Below are 23409 nucleotides of genomic sequence, written 5' to 3' on the forward strand. Positions count from 1 at the left end.
GGACGCCCCTCACGACCCCTCCGTCCGCCCGCTCGGGGCGTCCGAGGGCAGGTCGGGGCCCTCCGGCTCGGGGCGGTCCGGGCCGGGGTCGGCGAGGTCCGGGGAGTCCCGGAGCTCGTCGACATGGAGCAGGTCGCGGCGCACCCCGTCGCCGCGGTGCGCGAGCCGGCCCACCACGTGCGCGGTGACCGGCGCGGTGACGAGCTGGAACGCCCCGACGAGCACGAGCATCCACACGTCGACGCTGTCGCGCAGGTGCAGCGCACCGCCGATCACCACGAGCAGCAGTCCCACGACCTGGGGCTTCGTGGCCGCGTGCATCCGGCTGAGCACGTCGGGCAGGGACAGCAGGCCGACCGAGGCGACGAGGGTCAGCAGCACCCCGAGCACGATCGACACCGTGCCGACGGCGTCGAGCGTGATCGCGAGGCCGTCCTCGCTGCCGGCGCTCACCGGTCGGTCCCCCGCCGCACGAACCGCGCGACCGTCGTCGAGCCGAGGAAGCCGACGAGGCTGATCGCCACCACCACGGGCACGAGCGCGGAGTTGCCGGTGAGCGCGGCGTAGGCGACCAGCCCGCAGAGGAACTCGGCGACCAGGACGTCGAGCGCGACGAGCCGGTCGAGCCCCGACGGCCCGCGCAGCAGCCGCACCACGACGAGCACCGCGGAGAGCCCGAGCAGGACGAGGGAGACGACGAGGACGCCGTCGAGCAGGGCGGGCAGGCCGGTCACGATCCCTCCTCCGCGGCTCGCGCGGCGGGGGCCGCGGGACGGCCCAGCGCGGCGACGAGGTCCGCCTCGAGCCGCGCGACCTGGGCCCGGAACGCCGCGACCGCCGCGTCGTCGTCGGCGCCGAGCACGTGCGCGTAGATCGTGCGCCGCTCGGGGCGGGCCTCGATCACCACGCTGCCCGGCACCAGCGAGAGCATCTCGACGATCATCGCCATGACGAACTCCGACGACGACGCGAGCTGCACCGCCACCACGGAGCTGCGGATCGGTCGGCCCGGGAGCACCGACTGCAGCGACTGCCACGCCACCTGCAGGCTCGAGACCACGATGTCGACGACGAACCGGCCGACCAGCCGCAGCGCCGCGCCGGGGTGCAGCCACCCGCGCCCGGGGGCCGCCGGCAGCGGGAACACCGCGAGCACCACGAGGGCCACCACGAGCCCGCCGAGCACGTTCGCCCACGAGAACGTGCCCCACAGCAGGACCCACACCAGCACGAGCCACACGACGGGCACGGCGCGGCGCAGCACGCCGGCGGTGTCGGGCGGGGTCGGGCGCGGCGCGCCGTCGGGGCCGCTCATCGCGCGACCCGGTCGTCCACGGTCTGGGCGAAGACGGCCTGCACGTAGGGGGTGCGGGCGACGAGGTCGTCGGCGGCCTGGTCGGCGACCGCGTACAGCGGGCCCGCGGCGAACGTCAGCACCAGCCCGAGCGCGACGAGCGCCCCGGTCGCGCCGGCCATCACCCGCGGCAGGCGCGAGGACACGTGGTCGTTCGGGTCGCCGAGGAACCGGCCGGTGAACACCGGGGCGCCCTCGGTCGGGGTCAGCCGGGCCACCGGCCAGTCGACCTCGGCGCCGGAGTTGGTCTCCTGGCGCGCGATGCCCCGCGCCGTCCCGGGCCGCACGCCGGTGAGCGTCCCCGAGCGCGGCGCCGGCACCCCGGCCAGGCCGCCCCCGGCGGACACGGTCGCGTGCTCGCGCACCTCGCCGACCTCGTGCGCGTCGCCGTCGGACTCCTCGTCCTCGTCCTCCACGTCGCGGTCCGACACGTCGGGGACGGGGATCTGGTCGGCCGGGCGCCAGAACGCCAGCACCCACACCTTCGTCACCGCGTACAGCGTGAGCAGGCTCGTCAGCACCGAGACGACGACGAGGGTCCACGCCAGCGCCGAGCCGTCGGCGACGCCGGCCTGCACGAGCCCCAGCTTGCCGATGAACCCCGACAGCGGCGGGATGCCGCCGAGGTTGATCGCGGGCACGAACCACAGGATCGCGAGCAGCGGCGACGCCTTCATCAGCCCGCCGAGCCGGGTGACCGACGTCGACCCCCCGACGCCCTCGATCAGCCCGACGACGCAGAACAGCGTGGCCTGCACGGTGATGTGGTGGACGACGTAGAACACCGCGCCGGCGACGCCGAGCGGTGTCGCGAGCGCCAGCCCGAAGATCATGTAGCCGATGTGGCTGACCAGGGTGAACGACAGGACACGTTTGATGTCGGCCTGCGCGATGGCACCGAGCGCGCCGACGATCATGGTCAGCCCGGCGGCCACGAGCAGGATCGTGTGGGTCACGTCGGAGCCGGGGAAGAGCAGCGTCTCGGTCCGGATGATCGAGTAGACGCCGACCTTGGTGAGCAGGCCGGCGAACACCGCGGTCACCGGCGCCGCGGCGGTCGGGTAGCTGTCGGGCAGCCAGGCCGACAGCGGGAACACCGCCGCCTTGATGCCGAACGCGGTGAGCAGCACGAGGTGGATCGCCAGCGCCGTGCCGCCCGGGACCTGCTCCATGCGCGTCGAGATCTGGGCGAGGTTCAGCGTCCCCACCGCGGCGTAGACCAGGGCGATGCCGACCAGGAAGATCAACGAGGACACCACGTTGACGACCATGTAGACGACGCCGGCGCGCACCCGCGAGCGGCTGCCGCCGAGGGTCAGCAGCACGTAGCTCGCCATCAGGAGGACCTCGAACCCCACGTAGAGGTTGAACAGGTCCCCCGAGAGGAAGGCGTTGGCCACGCCCGCGGCGAGCACCAGGTAGGTCGGGTGGAAGATCGTGATCGGGGTGGCCTCGTCGCGGTCGTAGACACCCTGGCCGATCGCGTAGACGAGCACCGCGAGCGTCACCGACATCGACGTCAACAGCATCAGCGCCGACAGCGGGTCGACGACCAGCGTGATGCCCAGCGGCACCGGCCACGACCCGACGGTGACGACGATCGGCCCGGTCTGCACCGCCGCGACGAGCAGGAACGCCGCGATGACCACCACGGCCGCGAGCACCGCGACGCTGATGGCGCGCTGCAGCGTCGGTCGCCGCGAGAGCACCAGCGTGAGGCCCGCCCCGAGCAGCGGCAGCAGCGCGGGCAGCGGGATCAGGGTCGCGAGCAGGCTGGACCCGGGGTTCACCGCGGCACCTCCCCGTGCCCGGAGCCGCTGCCCGCGGTGGCGGGCGCCGGGTCGGGCACCGACTCGGTGTCGTCGGGGTCGGTGTCCGAGGTGTTCTCGCACCCGGTGGTGTCGAGCTCCTCCTCGTCCTCCTGCTCGCCGCGCGCGAGGCGGCGCCGGATCGAGCGGTCCTCGACGTCCTCGGTGAGGTCGTCCTCGCGCTCGAGGGTCCAGGCGCGGTGGATGAGCGAGAGCAGGAACGCCGTGACGCCGAGCGTGATGACGATCGCGGTCAGCACGAGCGCCTGCACCAGCGCGTCGCTCATCGCCTCCTCGGGGAAGCTGCCGACCAGCGGCGGGTCGCCGGCGCGCCCGCCGGCCACGACGACGAGCACGTTGGTGGCGTTGCCGAGCACGAGGATGCCGAGCAGCACGCGGGTCAGGCTGCGCTCGAGGATCAGGTAGACGCCCGCGGTGTAGAGCACCCCGACGAGCGCGAGCAGGACGATGGGCGAGGTCACGAGGGGACCTCCTCACGTCGGAGGGCGGAGGTCCGGCGCCGGTCGAGCTCGGCGCCGAGGCTGCGCAGGACGTCGAGCACGAGCCCGACGACGATGAGGTAGACGCCGACGTCGAAGATCAGCGACGTCACGAACTTGACGGTGCCGAGCACCGGGACGTCGAACTCCAGCACGGCGGTCTGCAGGACCTCGCCGCCGAGGAGCAGGGCGCCGACACCGGTGCCGCCCGCACACAACAGGCCGAGCCCGAGCAGCAGGCCCGCGTCGACGGGCACCGCCTCCCCGAGCTCGTAGCGCCCGCCCGCGACGTACCGCACGACGAGCGCGAGGCCCGCCACGAGGCCGCCGGCGAACCCGCCGCCCGGCGCGTTGTGGCCGGCGAACAGGAAGTACAGCGAGACGACCATCATCGTCGGGAAGACGAGGCGGGTGATCACCTCGAGGAGCAGGACGCGGTCGCCGTCGCCGCTGCGGGCCGAGCGCAGCCAGCCCCCGGCGCGCGTCGACGGCGTGACCGCCGGCTGGGCGTCGGCCCGGGGCGGCGCGCCGGAGCGGCGCGAGAGGAAGACGAGGCTCGCGACCCCGGTGGCGGCGGCGACGATGACCGAGAGCTCGCCCATCGTGTCCCAGGCGCGGATGTCGACCAGGGTCACGTTGACGACGTTCTGGCCCTCGCCGAAGTCGTAGGCCTGCGCGGGGTAGGCCGCCGACACCGGCGGGGCACGGCGCGCGGCGAGCGCGACCGCGCCGAGCCCGGTCATGAGCAGCCCGACGGGCACCGCCACGAGCAGGCGGCGCACCCGCTGGCGCCCGGTGTTCCGGTCGGCGATGTCCCGGGGCAGCGTGCGCAGCACGAGCACGACGACGACGAGCGTGGCCGTCTCGACCAGCGCCTGGGTCAGCGCGACGTCGGGCGCCCCGGCCAGCGCGAAGATCAGGGCGATCGCGTAGCCGAGCCCGCCGACCACGAGCACCGCGCCGAGCCGGCGCCGCACGCGCGTGGCGGTGATCGCGCAGGCGGCGCCGATGACCGCCGCGAGCAGCTGGAACGGGGAGTCGACGAGGCGGTCGACGCGCACCTCGCCGAGGTCGGCGGCCAGGAGCAGCGCGAGCCCCGGGCCCAGCACGAGCACCGCGAAGACGGTCGTGAGGATCCAGGGCAGCGAGCCGCGCTGGGTGAGCGCCGTGACCCGCAGCGAGGTGTTCTCCAGCGCGTGCACCACGCCGCGCCAGGTGATCTCGGCGCGCACCCGGGCGAGCGGGTGGCGAGCGGTGAGCCGCGCGCTGACCGGCGGCAGGCCCACGAGGAAGCCGAGGACGACGGCGAGCACCGAGAGCCCGAGCGCCATCCCGATCGACGGGATCACGGTCAGCTCGAGCAGCGCGGGGTAGCTCGCCGGCAGCGTGTCGGCGTAGGCGACGAGCAGCGGGGCGAGCCCGGCCACGCCGAGACCCGCCACGAGGCCGCCGACGCCCAGCACCACCGGCGAGGCGGCGAAGAGCGGGCCCGGCGCCTGCCAGGCGACCTCGTCGACCCCCGGCTTGCGCCAGAACGCGCCCCACACGAACCGCGTGCTGTAGGCGACGGTGAGCACCGACCCCAGCACCACCAGCGCGAGCAGCGGCACGGCGGCGGGGCCGTAGGCGTCGTGCAGGAAGGCCTCGAAGGCGCCCTCCTTGGTGACGAAGCCCAGCAGCGGCGGGAGCCCGGCCATCGACGCGGCGCCGAGGATCCCCGCGGTGGCCAGCACCGGCGCGCGCCGGCCGAGCCCCGACAGCTCGCGCAGGTCCCGCGTCCCGGCGCGGCGGTCGATCACGCCGACCACGAGGAACAGGCAGGCCTTGAACATCGCGTGCCCGACCACCAGGCCCGCCGCGGCCAGGGCGGCGTCCCGGGTGCCGGCCCCGGCGAGCAGCACCATGAACCCGAGCTGGGAGACGGTGCCGTGCGCCAGCACCAGCTTGAGGTCGTGCTGGCGCAGCGCCTGGATGCCGCCGAGCAGCATCGTGGTGACCGCGAGGGCGGCGACGAGCGGGCGCCACGGCTCGACGTCGGCGAGCCCGGGCGCGAGGCGCATGACGAGGTAGACGCCGGCCTTCACCATGGCCGCGGCGTGCAGGTAGGCGCTGACCGGCGTCGGCGCGGCCATCGCCGAGGGCAGCCAGAAGTGGAACGGGACGAGCGCGGACTTGGTGATCGCGCCCACCAGCACGCACACCACGCCGGCCCCGATCGCGGCCGAGGTGGGGGCGCCGGCGGCGAAGTAGGTGACCAGGTCGGACACGCGCGTCGTCGCGGCGGCCTGGGAGAGGATCACGAGCCCGACGAGCATCGTCAGCCCGCCCGCCGCGGTGACGACGAGCGCCTGCACCGCCGCGGCACGGCTCGCCCGCTTGTGGGCGTCGTGGCCGACGAGCAGGAACGAGAAGACGGTCGTGAGCTCCCAGCACACGTAGAGCACGAAGACGTCGTCGGACCAGACGAGCGCGAGCATCGCGCCGGCGAAGGCCGTCAGCACCCCGGCGAAGCGCCCGAGCCCGCGCGCCCCGGCGCCGAAGTAGCGCGTGCAGTAGACGAGCACGAGCGCGCCGACACCGGTGACGAGCAGGGAGAACGTGGCGGCGAGCGCGTCGAGGCGCAGCGCCAGGGAGACGCCCAGCGACGGGATCCACGGGACGACCTCGGTGGGCACCTGCCCGGCGAGGACGTCGGGGAGTCGGACGAGGATCCACGCGAACGCCGCGGCCGGCACCAGCGCCAGGACGGCGAACGCCCGGCGGTCGAGGACCCGCACGAGCGCGGGCGCGGCCAGCGCCGCCACCGCGTGCGCCACGACCAGCACCAGCACGCCCGCCGCGCTCCCTTCGTCGATCCGTCCCGTCTGCGCCCCGGTCGCCCCCGGGGCGGCGCCATCCTTCCTGATCCCCCGTGGTGACCGCGTGCGGAGACGACAGGGTCACTCCTCGGGTTCACCCGGGGATCACACGGACGGCTACTCGGCCGTGCCCAGCGCCTCGCGGACGGCCGCGGCGGTCTGCTCCCCCGCCGCGCGGCGGGTGGTGCGGTCGATCTCCACCTCGACCACCCGGGTGCCCGGACGACCCGTCGGCGCCAGGGCGTCGGAGAGCTCGTCGGGCGTGGCGCGCCGGTGGGGCACGTGGTGGGCGGCGCAGAGCGAGGCGAGGTCGGTGCCGTGCGGCGTGCCGAACACGCGCTCGAACGCCGCGGCGTAGCGCGGGGCGCCCTGCTCGAGGGTGGTGAAGATGCCGCCGCCGTCGTCGTTGGCGACGACGACGGTCAGCTCGCCCTGCGGCTCGTCGGGCCCGACGAGCAGGCCGTTCGTGTCGTGCAGGAACGTGAGGTCGCCGAGCAGCGCGTACGTGGGCCCGCGGTGGCCGAGCGCGACGCCGACGGCCAGCGAGACGCCGCCGTCGATGCCGGAGACGCCGCGCGCCGAGTGCAGGGTGACGTCGGCGCGCGGGGTGGCGGCCAGCGCGACGTCGCGGATCGGGGCGGACGAGCCGACCACGAGGTGCGCCCCCGACGGGAGCGCGGCGACGGTGGCGGCGGCGAGCGCGGGGCCGCCCGCCCCCGGGTCCTCGCCGATCACCGCAGCGGCCCGGTCGGACGCCTCGCCCCATGCGCGGGCGAAGGTGAGGTCGGGCTTCCAGTCGTCCGGGTCGGGCAGCGCGCCGACCGCGGAGACGGCGCCGGCGACGTCGGTCCAGCCCGGGCGCGGCCGCCGGCCGGTCGGGGCGACCGCGGGCACGGCCAGCACCTCGATCCCCGGGTCGGCGAGCAGCCGCGACACCGAGCGGTGCAGGGTCGGGCGGCCCAGGACCACGACCTGCTCGGGGCGCAGGTCGTCACGCAGGCCGTCGAGCGCGGCGGGCAGCACCCAGGTGCCCGCGTGCAGCGCGCGGCCGCCGGCCGGGTCCGACCACAGCGGCGACGTCGGTTCGGCGAGCACCGGCACCCCGTCGGGCAGGCGGGTCCCGGCGGGCACCGTGTCGCCGCCGAACCCCGCGACGACCAGCGTGCGGGCGCCGGCGCGCAGCGGCAGGGGGGCGAGCACGGACGACGGCGGCGCGGCGATCGTGCGCGTCCACGGCGCCGCGTCGGCGCGGCCGGCGAGCGCGGGGTCGGGCTCGCCGGGGGCGTCGTCGGCGGGGTCGAGCAGCGGCTCGCGCAGCGGGACGTTGAGCTGGACCGGACCCGGGTCGCCGCCGCTGGTGCCGGCCGCGCGGTCGAGCGCGCGGGCCACGACCGCGCGCCAGGTGCGCGCGGCGCCGTGCCGGTCCTCGGCGAGCGGCATGACGATCGAGGCCCGGGCGGCCTCGCCGAACAGGCCCGCCTGGTCGATCGTCTGGTTCGCCCCGCTGTCCACGAGCTCGACCGGGCGGTCGGCGCTGACCACGAGCATCCCGACCCCGGCCCGCGAGGCCTCGAGGACCGCCGGGTGCAGGTTCGCGACGGCCGTCCCGGAGGTCACGACGACGGGGACGACGCGCCCGGTGACCGTGCCCAGGCCCACCGCGAGGAAGCCCGCGCCGCGCTCGTCGACGCGGACGTGCAGGCGCAGGCGGCCGTCACGGTCGGCGGCGTCGAGGGCGACGAGCAGCGGGGCGTTGCGGGAGCCCGGGCACGCGACCGCGTCGGTCACCCCGGCCCGCACCCACTCGTCGACGACGACGTGGGCCTGCGCGGTCGAGGGGAACACGCACTCCACGGTAGGGGCGCCGACGGCCCGGCACCCGACGACCGGGGGGTGATCCCGGCCCCTGATCAGCTCGCAAACCGGTCACTAGCACCCAGAGTGACAGCTATGCCGCCGAACGAGTGGGCGGAACGGGCGTCGTCCGCTGCTCCGCTCGGTCGGCACGGCATGCTCCGTTAGAATTGTTCCCCCGTCCGTGTCATGCTGCGCGATAGTTGTATGTACCAACCAGCAGGGGGATGCGGTGCCGGTCAGACGTTCTCCAGGCCGCGCGGTCGGGCTCGGCGTGCTGGGCCTCACCGCCGCGGGCGTCCTCCTCGCCGGGTGCGGGGCCTCGCCGCAGGCCGCCCCGCGCACCGCGGCGGTCGAGCGCGGGTCGGTGAGCACCTCGGTCTCGGCCGTCGGGTCGGTGTCGGCGGGCCAGACGAACGTCGGCTTCCCGCAGGGCGGGCAGCTGACGTCGGTGAAGGTCGACGTCGGCGACCGCGTCACGCGCGGCCAGGTCCTCGCCACGCTCGACGACTTCGCCGCCCGCCAGGCCCTGCGGCAGGCCCAGGCCCAGCTGGACTCGGCGGAGGCCAACCTCGAGCAGGCCGAGGACTCGACGTCGGTCGGCGGCGCCGAGGCCGCGCTCGACCAGGCCCAGCGCATCCTGGACGCCACCGAGCGCGTGGCGAACCAGCCCGCCGCCGCCCCGGCGGCCGGCGCGCAGGCGGCGTCCGCGGGCGGCGCCGGGTCGGCCGCCGGGCAGCTCCAGGTCGAGCAGGCGCGCCAGGGCGTCGTGCAGGCGCAGAACAGCCTCGACGCCGCCGAGGCGCAGCGCCCGCACACGCTCGACGCCGCGCAGGCCGCGGTCGACGGCGCCCGCGCCGGGGTCCGCACTGCCCGCCAGAACCTGACCAACACCACGCTGAAGGCGCCCGCCGACGGCGTCGTCACCGCCCTCAACGGCGCCGTCGGGGAGTTCGTCGCGGCGAGCTCGGGCACGACCGCGCAGGCACCGGGCGGGGACGCCGCCATCCCGGGCGCCCCCGCGGCGAGCGCCGCCACGGGCGCGGCGGGGGCGGCGGCCGGCGCGACCCCGGCCCGTCCCGGCGGCGCGCAGTTCCTCGTCCTCGACGACGCCTCCGCGCTGCAGGTGGTCGTGCCGTTCCAGGAGGCGGACGCGGCCGCGATCGCCGTCGGCCAGCGCGTCGACGTCACCGTGGACGCGATCCCCGACGCCACGCTGGCCGGCACCGTGCAGGCCGTCGCGCCGGCGGGCGCGGCGATCTCGAACGTCGTCAACTACTACGTCACGGTCGCGCTGACCGGCGGCGACCTCCGCCTGCGCGAGGGGCAGACGGCGCGGGCGTCGGTGGTGACCGGGCAGGTCGACGGGTCGCTCACCGTCCCCAACACCGCCGTGCGCCGGCAGGGCGGCTCGACGTCGGTCGTCGTCGTCGAACCGGGCGGGCGCCAGCAGACGACGCGCTTCGCCGCCGGGCTCGTCGGCACCGACCGCACCCAGGTCCTCGGCGGCCTCCAGGACCACCAGCAGGTCCTCGTCACCGGAGGGAGGTGAGCCCCGTGCCGGACGAGTCCGACGGACACGACGACCCCAGCACCGGGCCGGTCGCGACCGCCGCTCCCGCGGAGGAGCCGTCCACGCGACGGCGGCCCCTCAAGCGCTCCACGCGGATCGCGCTGATCGTCATCGCGGTCGTCGCCGTGCTCGCCGTCATCGCGTTCGCCGTGAGCTACGTCGTGGTCTCGAGCCGCTACGTCTCCACCGACAACGCGCAGATCGACGGCACGCAGATCCCGATCGTCGCCCCCGCCGCGGGGACCCTCGTGGGCTGGTCGGCGACGCAGGGCACCGTGCTGCGCCGCGACGAGCCCGTCGGCCGCGTGCAGCTCCAGGGCGCCTACGTGCAGCCGCAGCTGACCATCCGCGCGCCCGCCGCCGGGACCGTCGCCGTGGACGACACCACCGACGGCGCGTTCGTCACCGCGGGCACCCAGCTCGCGATCGCCTACGACATGTCCGACCTGACCGTCACCGCCCGCGTGGACGAGACCGACATCGACCAGGTGCGCGTCGGCGCGCCCGTCGACATCAGCGTGGACGCCTACCCCGACGTCGCGCTCACCGGGTCGGTCCGCGAGATCCAGAACGGCGCCTCGGGCGTCTTCTCCCCGCTGCCGCAGGCGAACAGCTCCGGGAACTTCCAGAAGGTCACCCAGGTGATCCCTGTGAAGATCAGCATCGACGACCCCCGCGGCCTCGACCTGATCCCCGGCATGAACGTCACCGCGGACATCAGCAGGGACGGGGCGCGGCCTTGACCAGGCCTTTTGCTTCTCTTGACGGTCGTCTCGCGCCCGGTCGGGGTGCGAGAATCCGCCGATGACCACCGAGGCGCCCGCTGAGCAGCAGGCGCCGCCCGCCGCCGCGCGTGCGCCCGCGGCGCCCCCGCCGGCGGCCGCACCCGCACCGCCGCCGCCCGCGTCCTCCGGGCCCTGGGTGGTGTCGCTGATCGTCCTGGTCGTCGGCATGTTCATGTCGGTGCTGGACGTCAGCATCGTCAACGTCGCGATCCCCGCGATGCAGAAGGACTTCGGCGCGACCACCGAGGACATCCAGTGGGTCGCGACGTCCTACTCGCTCGCGCTCGGCGTGATCGTCCCGGCCAGCGCGTGGCTCGGGGAGAAGATCGGCCTCAACCGGGCCTACATCCTGTCGCTGATCGGGTTCGCCGCCGGCTCCGCGCTCTGCGGGCTGGCGTGGGACCTCAACAGCATGATCGCGTTCCGGATCCTGCAGGCGATCCCGGGCGGGGTGATCCCGGTGGTCGCGCTGTCGATGGTCTACCGGATCGTGCCGCGCGAGCGGATCGGCGCGGCCATGGGGATGTACGGCCTGGGGATCATCGTCGCCCCGGCGGTCGGGCCGACCCTCGGCGGCTACCTCGTCGAGTACGTCGACTGGCGGCTGATCTTCTTCATCAACGTCCCGATCGGCGTGGTGGGCGCGATCGCGGCGGTGGCGCTGCTGCCCGGGTTCGCGGGCGGCAAGGCCAGGAGGTTCGATCTGCCGGGCTTCCTCGCGATCGCCGCCGGCCTGTTCTCGCTGCTCCTGGCGCTCTCGGAGGGCGAGACCTGGGGCTGGACGAGCTACCCGGTGCTCATCCTGCTGACCTTCGGGACGCTGTGCCTGGCGCTGTTCGTGGTGATCGAGCTCGAGGTCGACCACCCGCTGCTCGACGTCCGGGTCTTCCGCTTCTGGCCGTTCACCAACTCGCTGATCCTCATCGCGATCATCTCGATCGGCCTGTTCGGCGTGCTCTTCTACATCCCGGTCTACCTGCAGCAGTTCCAGGGCATGGGCGCGTTCGACTCCGGGATCCTGCTGCTGCCGCAGGCCGCGGTCATGGCGGTGATGATGCCGCTCGCCGGGCGGATCTACGACCGCTTCGGGGCCCGGTGGCCCGCGGTCATCGGGCTGTCCGTGATGGCGCTCGGCACCTGGATGCTGCGCGACGTCACGCTCGAGACCTCGCACACCCACCTGCAGTGGCTGCTCGCCTTCCGCGCCGGTGGGATCGGCCTGGCGATGATGCCGATCATGACCAACGGCCTCTCCGCCGTCCCGCCCGCCAACACCAGCGGCGCGAGCGCCTTCAACAACCTCGTCCAGCGGACGTCGTCGGCGATGGGGCTCGCCGCCATGACCGCCCTCATGACCGGCCAGCGGGCCCAGGGCATGAGCGACATGGGCGGGCTGATGGGGGCGCAGGGTCCGCACACGACGGGCGCCGGGACGTCCCCGGACGCCACCGCGGCGCTCCTGCAGAACTACTCGCTGGACCAGGCCGCCACCGGGCTGGTCTTCACCACCGCGTTCGACGACCTCATGCTCATCACCGCCGGCCTGAGCGCCGTGGCGGTGCTGTTCGCCCTGATGCTCGGCAGCAAGAAGCCGGCGGGCGCCGGCGAGCGGGTCGTCGCCGAGGCCTGATCAGCCCAGGCGCCCGAGGGTGACCTGCGCGGTGTGCTTGCAGAGGTACTCGGCGCGCTCGTAGGACAGGCGCATGCGGCCGGTGTCGGGGCAGCGGTCGGCGGCCGCCGCGGTGCGGGCGGGGCCGGGGCGGCGGTCGGCGAGGAACACGGGCCCGCGGGTGCGCCCGGCGAGCAGCTCGTCCAGCAGACGGGCGGTGCGCGAGCGCCAGGTGACCGCGCGGTCGTGGGTGCTGCGGTCGTCGCGGTCGAGGTCGGTGACGTCGAGGGCGAGCACCGCGCGCACCGGGGCCCCGGACTCGTGCAGCAGCGACCACAGCGCGCGCTCGCGCACCGGGACCGCCGGGTCGTCGCAGAGCGCCGCCACGCGGTCCGGGTCGACGGGCGGTGCCGGGGACGTCGTCGTCGCCCGGCGGGCGAGGTCCGCGGCGAGCTCGGGGCGCTGGACGAACGCCGCGAACGACCGGGCGGCGGCGCGGTGGCGGTTCCACGTGGCGGGCGCGGCCGCGCCCCAGGAGGTCGTGAGCACCCGGGCGACGTCGGCGGCGCTGAGCGCGGCGAGCGGGGTCGTGCCGCCGAGCCCGCGCAGCAGGCGCCGCAGCGTCTGGCCGTAGGCCCGGCGCGCGGGGGCGTCGAGGCCGGTCAGGAACGCCGCGGCGACGTCCTTGAGGGTGGGCCCCTCCGGTGGCGCCTCCAGGTCGGCGGCCCGCGCGTCGAGGTAGGCGCGCTCGGCGGCGTTGCGCGTCAGGGCCGCGGCGCGGGCGTACTCCCGGCGCGCCTCCTCGTGGCGGCCGAGCCGGGCGAGCAGGTCGGCCCGCACGCCGGGCACGAGGTGGTAGTCGCGCAGCCGGGGGTCGTCGCGCAGCGCCTCGACGAGCGCGAGCCCCTCGGCGGGCCCGCGGGCGCGCGCCACCGCCACGGCCCGGTTCAGCGCGACGACCGGCGTGGGCAGCAGCGCGGCGAGCCGGTCGTAGAGCGCGGCGATGGCGGCCCAGTCGGTGTCCTCCGGGCGCCGCGCCTGGGCGTGGCAGACGGCGATGGCGGCCTGCAGGACGTAGGGGCCGGCGGTGCCCCCGAGGTCGCGGGCGCGCAGCATCGCGGTGAACCCGCGGCGTACGTGGACCGGGTCCCAGCGGCCGCGGTCCTGCTCGTGCAGCGGGATCGGTTCGCCCGACGGCCCGGTGCGCGCCGCGGTGCGCGAGGCCTGCAGCTCCATCAGCGCGAGCAGCCCGTGCACCTCGGGCTCGGAGGGGGCGAGCGCGGCGAGGCGGTGACCGAGCCGCAGGGCCTGGCCGGCGAGGTCGGGGCGCAGGAGGTCGTCGCCCGAGGTCGCGGCGTAGCCCTCGTTGAACACGAGGTAGACCACCTCGAGCACCGACGACAGGCGCGCGGCCAGCTCGTCGCGGCCGGGCAGCGCGAGCTCGGCGCCCTCCGCGGCGAGCGCGCGTTTCGCCTCGGCGATCCGGCGGGCGATCGTGGCCTCGTCGACGAGGAACGCCCGCGCGATCTCCTCGGCGGACAGCCCGCCGAGCAGCCGCAGGGTCAGCGCGAGGCGCTGCTCGGTCGGCAGCACCGGGTGGCACGACAGGAACATCAGCCGCAGGACGTCGGCGGCGTCGTCGCCCGCGTCCTCGGCCGGGGCGTCCTCGTCGTGCGCCAGCGCCTCGTGGGCGCGCCCGGCCCGGGCGGCGCGGCGCAGGTGGTCGACGGCGCGGCGCTTGGCGACCGACGTCAGCCAGGCGCCGGGGTTGTCGGGCACGCCGGCGGCCGGCCACTGCTCCAGGGCCGCGACCAGCGCGTCCTGCGCGAGCTCCTCGGCCAGGCCAACGTCGTGGACCATCCGCGTGAGAGCGGCGACGATCGTCGCGGACTCGAGCTTCCAGACCGCGTCGACCCGCGCGGGCAGGTCGGCCCCGCCGCCCCCACGCGGGGAGGTCACGGACCCATCACCCGGTGCAGGATGCTGTCGCCGTCACCGACGATCCGGCGGAAGCGCCGCGACACCTCGAGCGCCTCCTCGTGCGAGGACACCTCGACGAGCGCGAAGCCGAGGATCTCCTCCTTGGCCTCGACGAAGGGGCCGTCGGTCACCGTGATCTCGTCGCCGTGCGAGGTCATCTTCACGCCGCCGGGCTCGAGGCCCCCGGTCGCGATGAGGATGCCGGCGGCGGTCATCTCCTCGATGAACGCGCCCATCTCGGCGAACAGGGCCTCGTCGGGCCGGCGGCTGTTCTGCCCGGTGGTCATCAGGTAGCGCATCTCGATCTCCTCGGTCGTCGTGGCTGGTGCTGACGGCTCCACGTCGATCGGACCGATACGACAGGGAACGGTGCGCGTTCCCTGTCATATCAGCTCGGACGACGTCCCGGCGAGAGTCCGACCACCGCCGAGGAGGCACCCGAGATGAGCACGATCACCGCCACCCCCACCCGCACCACCGCCACCCGCCTCGGTCTCCTGGCCCTCGGGCTCGCCGGCTGGAGCGTCGTGTCGATCGCCCAGGCCGCCACCCGCGAGGGGTTCGACATCCTGGTCCACCCGCTGAGCCAGCTGTCCACCGGCGACCTCGGGTGGCTGCAGATCACGAACTTCGTCGTCGCGGGCCTCCTGGTGGTCGTCGGGGCCGGCGGGCTGCGGACCGCGCTGCGCGGCACTCCCGGCGGGGTCTGGGTGCCGCGCCTCGTCGCCGCCGCCGGCGTGGGGCTCGCGGCCGCCGGCGTCCTCGTCATGGACCCGGGCAACGGCTTCCCCGTCGGGGCGCCGACGGGCGTGACGACGATGTCCTGGCACGCCCTCGGCCACATGGTCGCCGGGACGCTCTCCTTCACGACGCTGATCGCCGCGTGCCTCGTGCTCGGCCGCCACTTCACCCGCGGCGGGCGCCGCGACCTGGCCGTCGTCTCGCGGACCGCCGGCCTGGCGCTGGTGGTCGGCTGGGGCTGGGCGATGACCGGCGGTGTCGCCGGCACGCTGACCCTCGCGGTCGGCGCCGTCGCCGCCATGGTCTGGATCGCGGTGGTCGCGCTCCGCCTGCGCCGCGGCGTCTGATCCCCGCGCGACGCGACCCCCGGGTGCTCACCCACAGGAGCCCCGGGGGTCTCGCTCGTCTGCACCACGCACGCGCCGCCGTCGAGCCGCCGCGCCGAACGGGTGGCGAAACGCTCGACCGGATGACGAGCCATCGAGTGGATCTCGCGCGCGCCTCGTCATCCTCGCGCCCGGTCGCGCCGTTCCATGAGGCGTGCGCACCGATCAGACCCGAACCGCCGCCTCGCCGGGCCGGGTCGGGGCGCCGCGGAGACGACGGACCGGACTCGTCGTGGCCGCCGGCGTCCTGACGACGGCCCTGACCCTCACCGTGACCGCACCCCTCGCCGCGGCCGACCCCGTCCCACCCGCCGGCCCCGGCACCTCCGAGCCGGTGCCGCGCGACGGCGCGGTCGGGGCCGACGCGGAGGGCCCGCAGCGCTGGGCCCCGCCGCTGGCCGGCATGACGACCGGTGTCGAGATCACCGAGGGCACCGCGCGGCTGAGCACCGCCCGCGACGGCACCGAGACCGGGCCGGCCGCGCTGCGCGGCGCCGAGCGCCAGGGCCTGCTCGACCTCGGCTCCCACCAGTTCGCGACGCCGGTGAACCGGATCGAGGCGCCCACCACCGGCGACGTCCCGCCCGGCACGCAGGTCGCCGTGGACGTCCGCGGGCAGGGCCCCGACGGGCAGTGGACGGAGTGGATCCCGGCCGCACCCGGGGCGCCGGCGATCCTCCCCGAGCCCACCCGCACCGTGGCCGCGCGACTCGCGCTCATCGCCCCGGCCGGCGGGACGGGCCCGGTGGTGCGCAGCCTCGAGGTCCGCGCCGACCAGGTGCCGACCGACGCCCGCACCATCGCCCCGCGCGCCAGCTACCGGGTGTTCGCCACCCGCGAGGGCCTCGTCGGCGGCACCACCGCCAACGGGCACAAGATCGTCGCCAACGACCAGTTCGCCGCCCTCCCCTCGCGGCGGGCGCTCTCGCCCAACGGCAAGGGCGACTACAGCGTGCGCGTCTGCACCGACGCCGGCCGCTGCGCCACCGTCCCGATCTGGGACGTCGGCCCGTGGAACACCAAGGACGACTACTGGAACCCGCCGGACCAGCGTGAGCAGTGGAAGGACCTGCCGCAGGGCCGCCCGCAGGCCCAGGCCGCGTACGAGAACAAGCACAACGGCGGGCGCGACGGGTTCGGCCGCCAGGTCAAGAACCCGGCCGGCATCGACCTCGCCGACGGCACGTTCTACGGCCTCGGGCTCAACGAGAACGCGTTCGTCACCGTCGACTACCTGTGGACCGCCCGCTCCGCGGCGCTGGGGCGCGCCATCACGGGCGGCGCGGGGCCGGTCGTCGAGCGCGCCGGCGCGAACGCGACGGCTGCGGACAGCGGGGTGGTCGGCGACGGCGCCCAGGTCGAGGTCCAGTGCCAGGTCGCCGGCAGCACCGAGCAGGGCAGCCAGGGCACGAGCAACCTGTGGCTGCGCACCCGCCCGGACCGCTACGTCCCGGCGGCGTGGATCCAGGGCGCGCCGCCCGTGCCTCCCTGCACGTAGCGGGGGCCACTAGGCTCGCCGTTCGTGGCGACCGTCGCGCAATGGGTGGAGGGTGCCCGGCCCCGCACGCTGCCGACGGCGATCGCGCCGGTGCTCGCGGGTTCCGGGGCGGCCGCGGGCGTCGTCGGGTTCGACCCGGTGGCGGCGGTGCTGGCGCTGATCGTCTCGGTGTCGCTCGTGATCGGCGTCAACTACGCCAACGACTACTCCGACGGCGTGCGCGGCACCGACGACGACCGCGTCGGCCCGTTGCGCCTCGTCGGCTCGGGGGTGGCGCAGCCGTACAAGGTGCGCCAGGCGGCGTTCCTGTGCCTGGGGCTGGGTGCCGTCGCGGGGATCGCGCTCTCGCTCTACAGCGGGCACTGGTGGCTGATCGTCGTCGGCGCGGTGTGCCTGCTGGGCGCGTGGTTCTACACCGGCGGCTCGCGCCCCTACGGCTACCGCGGGCTCGGCGAGGTCGCGGTGTTCGTGTTCTTCGGCCCCGTCGCCGTGCTCGGCACCGAGTTCACCCAGACGGGTCGCGCGAGCGGTCTCGGCATCGGCGCGTCGGTCGGCGTCGGGCTCCTCGCGTGCGCGGTGCTCGTCGCCAACAACCTGCGCGACATCCCGTCCGACCTCGACACGGGCAAGCGCACGCTCGCCGTCGTCCTCGGCGACCGCGACACCCGCGTGCTCTACGCCGCCCTCGTCGTGGTGCCGCTCGGCATGACGCTCGTGCTGAGCCTGCGCGCCTGGGGCGCGCTCGCGGGCCTGCTCGCGCTCCTCCTGCTCGGCCCCGGCCTGCGGCGGGTGCTCGCCGGCTCGACGGGCCCGCAGCTCATCCCCGTGCTGCGCGACACCGCGCTGGGCCTGCTGGTGTGGTCGGCGGCGACGGCGCTGGGCCTGGCGCTGACGTAGACCCGAGAGGCACGCCGCGCAGGCCTGCGCGGCGCGGGCGCTGCCGACCGTGCCCCTCGCCGCGGATGGCGACCCCTTTACGCGGCGGGCGGGCCGCCGTCCGCGTCGACGTCCCCGCGCAGTTCCGCCCGCAGGCGCTCGCGGCGTTCGCGGCGGGAGGCCGTCGCCGCCTCCACCTCGGCGTTCAGGCGGGTGCGCAGGCTGCGGAAGAGCACGAGCGAGAGCGGCAGGGCCACGACGATCGCGATGAGCAGCGCCACGAGCAGCGGGAGGCCGACGGCCACGAGGGCACCCGCGATCACGGCAACGACCAGCAGCCGCGCGCCGACGTAGAGCACGACGGCGAGGGCCACGCCGCCCGGTGTCCCGGTCGCGGGCGCCGGGGTCGTGGTGGTGTCCCCGGCGGTCTCGTTGCTGCGCACACCCCCAGGGTAGGCACCGTCGCGCCGGCCCGTGCGGGGTCGTGCCAGGCGCCCACAACGTCCTGTTTCGCCCTTTATGGTCCCTTTACCTGGATACAAGCGTTCGAGTACGTACGGGGTCCGGTGTCACGATTCGCTGCGTTACGTCCGCTCCGCCTGCCGGCGGCCCCTCGGCCGCCGCGGACGGTGCGGGCCAGGTTTGTGTGAGGGATAGGGAAGGTGGAGTGAACATGACCATCACTCACGAGGCCAACGAGCGGCTCATGACCCCGGGCGAGGTCGCCGCGATGTTCCGCGTCGACCCCAAGACCGTGACCCGTTGGGCGTCCGCCGGCCGCATCGGCTCCATCCGCACGCCGGGCGGGCACCGCCGCTTCCGCGAGTCCGAGGTCCGCACGCTGCTCGACGGCCTCACCAGTGAGGCGCACCACTAGTCGATGCCGGGTGACCGGCGGCCGTCCGGCCGCCGGTCACCGACGGTTCTCCGGACGCTGCGCGCTACGCCGTCCGGGGAGCTCTCCGGCACCCCCCGTGACGGCGTCATCCGCTCGTCCCGAGCACCCGACCGTCACGCGACCGCTACCTCCCGCACGCCACGCGGACTTTCCTTCCGACCGGTAGCGTGGGCGATGCCCGGTCCGCGGATCCCGCAGACCGGAGACGTCGAGATGCTGGAGGCGTCCGAGTGATCCCGTTCCTCGTGGCCGTGCTGGTCCTGGTCGTCGTGGGGACGTTGCTGTGGAAGGTGATGGCCGCCCAGGCGGCGCAGGCCGGCCACGACGGCGGCCCCGGTGGCATGGTCGAGGACGCCCCCACGGGCCCCACCCGGCAGCAGGCTCCGCGGCGCCCCCAGCGCCCCCGCCGCCCGGTGGCCCCGGACGACGACCCCGAGTTCCTCCGCTCGCTCGACGAGAAGATCCAGCGCGAGGACCCGCCCTCCGCCTAGCGCTTCCCGGCGCCTCTCACCGCGGCAGGACCGGGCGGCGTACGCGCGACCCGGCGCGCCCGAAGTCGTCGGCCACCGTGGCGGCGAGCTCCAGCAGCGCGGCACGGGTGCGCGACGCGAGCTTGTCCAGCTCGATCTCCGCGCCCTCCTCGAGGTGCGGGTCGAACGGCAGGCGCACCACGGCGCGGCAGCGGGCCGCGAAGTGGTCGGAGACGCGGTCGAGGTCGACGTTGCCGGAGCTGCGCCGCACGTAGTTGATGACGGCCACCGAACGCGACACGAGGTCGCGGTAGCCGTGCGCGTCGAGCCAGTCGAGCGTCGCCGAGGCGCTGCGGGCCCCGTCGATCGACGCCGACGAGACGATCAGCAGCGAATCCGCGACGTCGAGGACGCCCTTCATCGCCGAGTGCATGAGACCGGTGCCGCAGTCGGTGAGCACGACGTTGTAGAAGTGCTCGAGCAGCGTGACCGTGCGCCGGTAGTCGACCTCGCTGAACGCCTCGGACACCGCCGGGTCCTGCTCGCTCGCGAGGATCTCCAGGCGTGACGGGCCCTGCGAGGTGTAGGCGCGCACGTCGGAGTAGCGCCGCACGCGGTTGGCGTCGCGCAGCAGGTGGCGCACGGTGGCCGTGGTCTCGAGCGGGATCTTCTGGCTGAGCGTGCCCCGGTCCGGGTTGGCGTCGACGGCGATCACGCGGTCGCCGCGCAGGGACGCGAACGTCGAGCCGAGCGTCGTGGTCATCGTGGTCTTGCCGACGCCGCCCTTGAGGCTCAGCATCGCGATCTTGTAGCAGCCGTGGAGCGGCTGGTTGACCCGCGCGATCAGCTCGCGGCGGGCGGCGTCACCGAGGCTCTCACCGGGGTTGATCAGCCCGCCGGAGCCGACGAAGAGCGCGCGCCGCCAGCCCGTCTGCGGTGGGCGCTTGCTCGGCCGCAGGAGCTGGGCGGACGACAGGTCGTAGCTGGCGGGCCCGTTCGGGCCGGCCGGGGGGACGCCCGCGCCGCGACCCGGGGTGGTGAAGCGGCCCGAGACGGGTGCGCGGTCGGCCGGTGCCGCGCCCGCGGGCGGCCCGGGCACCCGGCCCGTCGGGGCGGCGCCGACGCGCGGGTCGAAGCCGGGGTGCCGGGGCTGGGCGGCGTCGCCGCGGGCGGCCTCGGCGGTGTCGACGCGGCGGGTGGTGTCCGGGGAGTCCGGCGGGCTCGCCACGCCGGGCGGCTCGGCCGCGCCGGCCGGCGGTGCGGGGTCGGCCTGCCCCGCGGCACCCGAGGGCTCGGACGCACCGGGGGCGGGGTCGCGCGACGGACCGCCCTGCGCGGCCGGGCTGCGCGGAGCCGCGTCCCCCGCCTCACGCTCGGCGCCGGTGTCGTCCCCGGAATCCATCCCCACGGTCCTCCCTCGTCGCTGGCGCGCGACGCACCGTATCCCGTCGGGAGATCCTCCGGCGATCCGAACTGGATCAGTCAGCCGACGCCGGCGTACGAGTGCAGCCCGGTGACGACCAGGTTGATGAAGAACAGGTTGAAGACCATGACGGCGAACCCGACGACGTTGATCGTCGCGGCGCGGGGGCCCCGCCAGCCGGCGGTCGAGCGGGCGTGCAGGTAGCAGGCGTAGACGATCCAGGCGATGAACGCCGTCGTCTCCTTGGGGTCCCAGCCCCAGTACCGGCCCCACGCCGCCTCGGCCCAGATCGCGCCGGTGATCACCGCGAACGTCCAGATCGGGAAGGCGATCGCGGTGGCGCGGTAGGCGACGCGGTCGAGGACGTCGGCGGAGGGCAGGCGCGAGGTCCAGGTCAGCTTCGACGGGTCGTTCTCGTGCACCCGGCGCAGCAGGTAGAGCACGCTCGCGACGCCGGCGAGCAGCAGGATGCCCGAGGCGATCACGGCGGCGGAGACGTGGATCGCGAGCCAGTACGAGCGCAGCGCGGGCACCACCGGCGCGGTCTGCGTGTAGAGCACCGTGCCGGCGAGGAACATCAGGATGACCACGGGCAGCAGCACGAACGCGCCGAGCCGGCGCAGCTCGGGCCGGCGGCGCAGCACCACGAGCCAGGCCACCACCGCGACCAGGCAGATCGCCGCGGTGAACTCGTACATGTTGCCCCACGGCACGCGCTGGGCGGCGAACCCGCGGACCACGAGCATCGCGAGGTGCAGGGCGGCGCCGAGGACGGTCAGCGAGACGCCGGTGCGGCCGAAGCGCTCGGCCCTGCTGCGCGGGCGGCGGGCCGGCGGCTCGGCGTCACGGGCGTCGAGGTCCGCGGCGACCGCCGCCCCCTCGCCCGAGAGCCCGGCCTCCTCGGCGCGGGCGGTCCCGACGGCCACCGGCACGCGGGCCTGCTCCTCGTCCTCCGACCCCGTCCGCCGCAGCAGCGCGTGCTCCACGGCGTGCATGATCATGGCGAACACGTAGATCGCGAGCGCGGAGTTGAACAGCAGGTCGCCGAACTGGCCCAGCTCTGCGTCAACGACCATCGTCGTCCTCCCGTTCGTCCTGCTCGTCGTGCTCGTCGGTGTCGGCCGGGGGTTCCGCCGGGACGTCCGGGTCCGGGCGCTCCCGCCCCGTCTCGCCGGCGTCGGGGTGGGGCGGGGCCAGCTCCGCGGCGATCCGCCCGAACTCCTCGCCGTAGCCCGCCCGGTCGGTCCGGGCGAGCCCACCGAGGCTCACCACCGTACGACCTCCTGTCGTAGACGGCTGGGCGGGGCCCGCGCGCACCCAGAACCGGCGCCGCCGCACGGTCAGCGAGAGGGTCAGGCCCCCGAGCAGGGCGATCGCCGCGATGAGCACGGCGGTCTGCGCGGGGTCGTGCGACACCTGCAGGGACACCCAGTTCTCGACGCCGTCGAAGCGGATGCGGGTGCCGTCGTCGAGGGCGATCTCGCCGCCCGGCTTGACGTTCTCGCGGGCCACGCGGACCAGCCGGCCCTGCTCGACCATGGTCTGGTCGATCTCGAAGATCGACTGGGCGCGGCCCGAGTCGAGGCCGAGGTCGCCGCGCATAACGTCGATCGCGGCCTCGGGGTCGTTCAGTGCCGGGAACGTCGAGGTGACGAGCCCGCCGCCGGACGAGGTGGGCGCGAACAGCCCGGTGATCGCGAGCTGGGACCGGCGGCGCTGCGACTCGTCGGTGATCCCCGGCGGGTCGATCTTGGTGGCGCCCTCGGAGAGCAGCGTGGCCTGGTCGACGGGGCGCCACTGGATCAGCCCGACGCGCTGCTCACCGTTCGGGAACGTCACCGTGAACCGCGGGGCGTAGCCGTGCCCGAGCAGGTAGACCCGCTCGCCGTCGACGCGCAGCGGGTCGTTGACGGCGAGGTCGTGCGGCTGCCAGCTCTGGTCGCCGCGCTCGACGGCGTCGGTGTCCTGGTAGCGGACGCTCGCGTCGAACGAGTCGGGCTGGCCGTCGGGGCGGAAGGTGGCCCGGAAGTCGTCGACGATCATGCAGAAGGGGTCGAGCCCGGTGCCGTCGACCTGCAGGCCGGGGCGGAAGGAGTCGTAGGCGTAGATGCCGGAGTTGCAGAACTCGTTGCCGTCGGCCATGACGATGACCTGGCCCTCGTAGCCGAAGAGCTTGCCCGCGGCGATCCCGCCGAGCAGCGCGACGAGGCTGAGGTGGAACACCAGGTTGCCGACCTCGCGCAGCGCGCCCTTCTCCGCGGAAAGCGTGCGCACGCCGCCCGGCTCGGAGCGCACCGCGACCTTCCAGCCGCGCAGGCGCCGGCGCGCGGACTCGACGACGGCGTCGGGGTCGTCGTCGGACGTGCTCCGCGCGTGGTGGGGCAGGCGGGCGAGGTTGCGCGGCACCGAGACCGGCTCGGCGCGCAGGCCCCTGACGTGCTCGAACGACCGCGGCACCAGGCAGCCGATGAGCGAGACGAACAGCAGCAGGTAGATCGCCGCGAACCACGGGGTCGCGAAGACGTCGAAGAGCCCGAGGTCGTCGAAGAACGGACCGAGGGTGGGGTTCTGGGTGAGGTAGTCGTCGACGGCGTTGGGGCTCGGCGTGCGCTGGGGCAGCAGCGCGCCGGGCAGCGACGCGACCGCGAGCAGGAACAGCAGGATCAGCGCCGTGCGCATGCTGGTCAGCCCGCGCCAGGTGTTGCGGGCGAGCGCGAGCGCCTGCCGCAGGCGGCTCGGGCGCGACGGCGGCGGGCCGGCGTCGCCGGGTGGCGCCTGCAGCGTGGAGGTCATCTT

General features: G+C 75.2%; 21 protein-coding genes. 8 read left to right on the forward strand and 13 right to left on the reverse strand.

The window, feature by feature from the left end; translation table 11 throughout:
* Positions 1–9 precede the first annotated feature (9 nt).
* The 7 genes from mnhG to menD form a co-directional block, all read right to left on the reverse strand.
* Positions 10–453: a monovalent cation/H(+) antiporter subunit G gene (mnhG, locus tag WCD58_RS17640; RefSeq protein WP_337704360.1), complete on the reverse strand. Its 444-nt coding sequence runs from the start codon at positions 451–453 to the stop codon at positions 10–12.
* Positions 450–734, reverse strand: coding sequence for a monovalent cation/H+ antiporter complex subunit F (locus tag WCD58_RS17645; RefSeq protein ID WP_337704361.1), 285 nt, complete (start codon positions 732–734; stop codon positions 450–452). Before WCD58_RS17645 ends, mnhG begins: the two co-directional genes overlap by 4 nt.
* The gene (locus WCD58_RS17650; RefSeq protein ID WP_337704362.1) at positions 731–1315 is read right to left on the reverse strand and encodes a Na+/H+ antiporter subunit E; all 585 of its coding nucleotides are present in this window, start codon (positions 1313–1315) and stop codon (positions 731–733) included. Before WCD58_RS17650 ends, WCD58_RS17645 begins: the two co-directional genes overlap by 4 nt.
* Positions 1312–3144, reverse strand: a complete 1833-nt coding sequence (locus tag WCD58_RS17655) for a Na+/H+ antiporter subunit D (RefSeq protein WP_337704363.1) — start codon at positions 3142–3144, stop codon at positions 1312–1314. The genes WCD58_RS17650 and WCD58_RS17655 overlap by 4 nt, the downstream gene beginning before the upstream one ends.
* The gene (locus tag WCD58_RS17660) at positions 3141–3644 is read right to left on the reverse strand and encodes a Na(+)/H(+) antiporter subunit C (RefSeq protein ID WP_337704364.1); all 504 of its coding nucleotides are present in this window, start codon (positions 3642–3644) and stop codon (positions 3141–3143) included. Before WCD58_RS17660 ends, WCD58_RS17655 begins: the two co-directional genes overlap by 4 nt.
* Positions 3641–6493, reverse strand: coding sequence for a Na+/H+ antiporter subunit A (locus tag WCD58_RS17665; protein WP_337704365.1), 2853 nt, complete (start codon positions 6491–6493; stop codon positions 3641–3643). The genes WCD58_RS17660 and WCD58_RS17665 overlap by 4 nt, the downstream gene beginning before the upstream one ends.
* A gap of 144 nt (positions 6494–6637) precedes the next feature.
* Positions 6638–8365 carry a 2-succinyl-5-enolpyruvyl-6-hydroxy-3-cyclohexene-1-carboxylic-acid synthase gene (gene menD / locus WCD58_RS17670; protein ID WP_337704366.1) on the reverse strand — a complete coding sequence of 576 codons (1728 nt, stop codon included), beginning with the start codon at positions 8363–8365 and terminating at the stop codon, positions 6638–6640.
* 283 nt (positions 8366–8648) lie between these two features.
* Between menD and WCD58_RS17675 the strand changes: the two genes are divergently transcribed.
* The 3 genes from WCD58_RS17675 (at position 8649) to WCD58_RS17685 (ending at position 12362) form a co-directional block, all read left to right on the forward strand.
* On the forward strand, positions 8649–9926 hold the full coding sequence (locus WCD58_RS17675) for an efflux RND transporter periplasmic adaptor subunit (protein WP_337704367.1): 1278 nt from the start codon (positions 8649–8651) through the stop codon (positions 9924–9926).
* Positions 9927–9931: 5 nt separating this feature from the next.
* On the forward strand, positions 9932–10690 hold the full coding sequence (locus WCD58_RS17680; RefSeq protein WP_337704368.1) for an HlyD family secretion protein: 759 nt from the start codon (positions 9932–9934) through the stop codon (positions 10688–10690).
* Between the two features lie 61 nt (positions 10691–10751).
* On the forward strand, positions 10752–12362 hold the full coding sequence (locus WCD58_RS17685; RefSeq protein WP_337704369.1) for a DHA2 family efflux MFS transporter permease subunit: 1611 nt from the start codon (positions 10752–10754) through the stop codon (positions 12360–12362).
* Here WCD58_RS17685 and WCD58_RS17690 read toward each other — a convergent pair whose 3' ends face one another.
* Positions 12363–14300, reverse strand: coding sequence for a sigma-70 family RNA polymerase sigma factor (locus WCD58_RS17690; RefSeq protein WP_337704370.1), 1938 nt, complete (start codon positions 14298–14300; stop codon positions 12363–12365).
* On the reverse strand, positions 14297–14620 hold the full coding sequence (locus tag WCD58_RS17695; protein WP_337704371.1) for a YciI family protein: 324 nt from the start codon (positions 14618–14620) through the stop codon (positions 14297–14299). Before WCD58_RS17695 ends, WCD58_RS17690 begins: the two co-directional genes overlap by 4 nt.
* 144 nt (positions 14621–14764) lie before the next feature.
* Here WCD58_RS17695 and WCD58_RS17700 point away from each other — a divergent pair, with 144 nt between their 5' ends.
* From WCD58_RS17700 to WCD58_RS17710, 3 genes are all read left to right on the forward strand, one after another.
* Positions 14765–15409, forward strand: coding sequence for a DUF998 domain-containing protein (locus tag WCD58_RS17700; protein ID WP_337704372.1), 645 nt, complete (start codon positions 14765–14767; stop codon positions 15407–15409).
* Positions 15410–15680: 271 nt separating this feature from the next.
* Positions 15681–16946 carry a DUF8814 domain-containing protein gene (locus tag WCD58_RS17705; protein WP_337704373.1) on the forward strand — a complete coding sequence of 422 codons (1266 nt, stop codon included), beginning with the start codon at positions 15681–15683 and terminating at the stop codon, positions 16944–16946.
* A gap of 24 nt (positions 16947–16970) precedes the next feature.
* Positions 16971–17843 carry a 1,4-dihydroxy-2-naphthoate polyprenyltransferase gene (locus WCD58_RS17710; protein ID WP_337704374.1) on the forward strand — a complete coding sequence of 291 codons (873 nt, stop codon included), beginning with the start codon at positions 16971–16973 and terminating at the stop codon, positions 17841–17843.
* Positions 17844–17920: 77 nt separating this feature from the next.
* On the opposite strand, the gene WCD58_RS17715 is transcribed toward WCD58_RS17710, so the two are convergent.
* Entirely contained in the window at positions 17921–18265 is a 345-nt protein-coding gene (locus tag WCD58_RS17715; protein ID WP_337704375.1) for a DUF4229 domain-containing protein, read from the reverse strand.
* Positions 18266–18495: 230 nt separating this feature from the next.
* Between WCD58_RS17715 and WCD58_RS17720 the strand changes: the two genes are divergently transcribed.
* Both WCD58_RS17720 and WCD58_RS17725 read left to right on the forward strand, forming a co-directional pair.
* Positions 18496–18699, forward strand: coding sequence for a BldC family transcriptional regulator (locus WCD58_RS17720; protein WP_337704376.1), 204 nt, complete (start codon positions 18496–18498; stop codon positions 18697–18699).
* A 251-nt stretch (positions 18700–18950) separates the two neighbouring features.
* Positions 18951–19211, forward strand: coding sequence for a hypothetical protein (locus WCD58_RS17725; RefSeq protein WP_337704377.1), 261 nt, complete (start codon positions 18951–18953; stop codon positions 19209–19211).
* A gap of 16 nt (positions 19212–19227) precedes the next feature.
* Here WCD58_RS17725 and WCD58_RS17730 read toward each other — a convergent pair whose 3' ends face one another.
* From WCD58_RS17730 to resB, 3 genes are all read right to left on the reverse strand, one after another.
* Positions 19228–20592, reverse strand: a complete 1365-nt coding sequence (locus WCD58_RS17730; protein ID WP_337704378.1) for a MinD/ParA family ATP-binding protein — start codon at positions 20590–20592, stop codon at positions 19228–19230.
* Between the two features lie 80 nt (positions 20593–20672).
* Positions 20673–21689: a c-type cytochrome biogenesis protein CcsB gene (gene ccsB / locus WCD58_RS17735; protein ID WP_337704379.1), complete on the reverse strand. Its 1017-nt coding sequence runs from the start codon at positions 21687–21689 to the stop codon at positions 20673–20675.
* On the reverse strand, positions 21679–23406 hold the full coding sequence (resB, locus tag WCD58_RS17740; protein ID WP_337704380.1) for a cytochrome c biogenesis protein ResB: 1728 nt from the start codon (positions 23404–23406) through the stop codon (positions 21679–21681). The genes ccsB and resB overlap by 11 nt, the downstream gene beginning before the upstream one ends.
* Between the last annotated feature and the right edge of the window lie 3 nt (positions 23407–23409).

Origin of the sequence: Actinomycetospora flava (assembly GCF_037400335.1) — a bacterium.
Lineage (GTDB): Bacteria > Actinomycetota > Actinomycetes > Mycobacteriales > Pseudonocardiaceae > Actinomycetospora > Actinomycetospora flava.

Bases quoted from the DNA above. Each gene is read 5' to 3' on its own strand.
- WCD58_RS17700 (WP_337704372.1), top strand. From the start codon at position 14,765: ATGAGCACGATCACCGCCACCCCCACCCGCACCACCGCCACCCGCCTC.
- WCD58_RS17685 (WP_337704369.1), top strand. From the start codon at position 10,752: ATGACCACCGAGGCGCCCGCTGAGCAGCAGGCGCCGCCCGCCGCCGCG.
- WCD58_RS17720 (WP_337704376.1), top strand. From the start codon at position 18,496: ATGACCATCACTCACGAGGCCAACGAGCGGCTCATGACCCCGGGCGAG.
- resB (WP_337704380.1), bottom strand. From the start codon at position 23,406: ATGACCTCCACGCTGCAGGCGCCACCCGGCGACGCCGGCCCGCCGCCG.
- WCD58_RS17695 (WP_337704371.1), bottom strand. From the start codon at position 14,620: ATGCGCTACCTGATGACCACCGGGCAGAACAGCCGCCGGCCCGACGAG.
- ccsB (WP_337704379.1), bottom strand. From the start codon at position 21,689: ATGGTCGTTGACGCAGAGCTGGGCCAGTTCGGCGACCTGCTGTTCAAC.
- WCD58_RS17730 (WP_337704378.1), bottom strand. From the start codon at position 20,592: ATGGATTCCGGGGACGACACCGGCGCCGAGCGTGAGGCGGGGGACGCG.
- WCD58_RS17650 (WP_337704362.1), bottom strand. From the start codon at position 1,315: ATGAGCGGCCCCGACGGCGCGCCGCGCCCGACCCCGCCCGACACCGCC.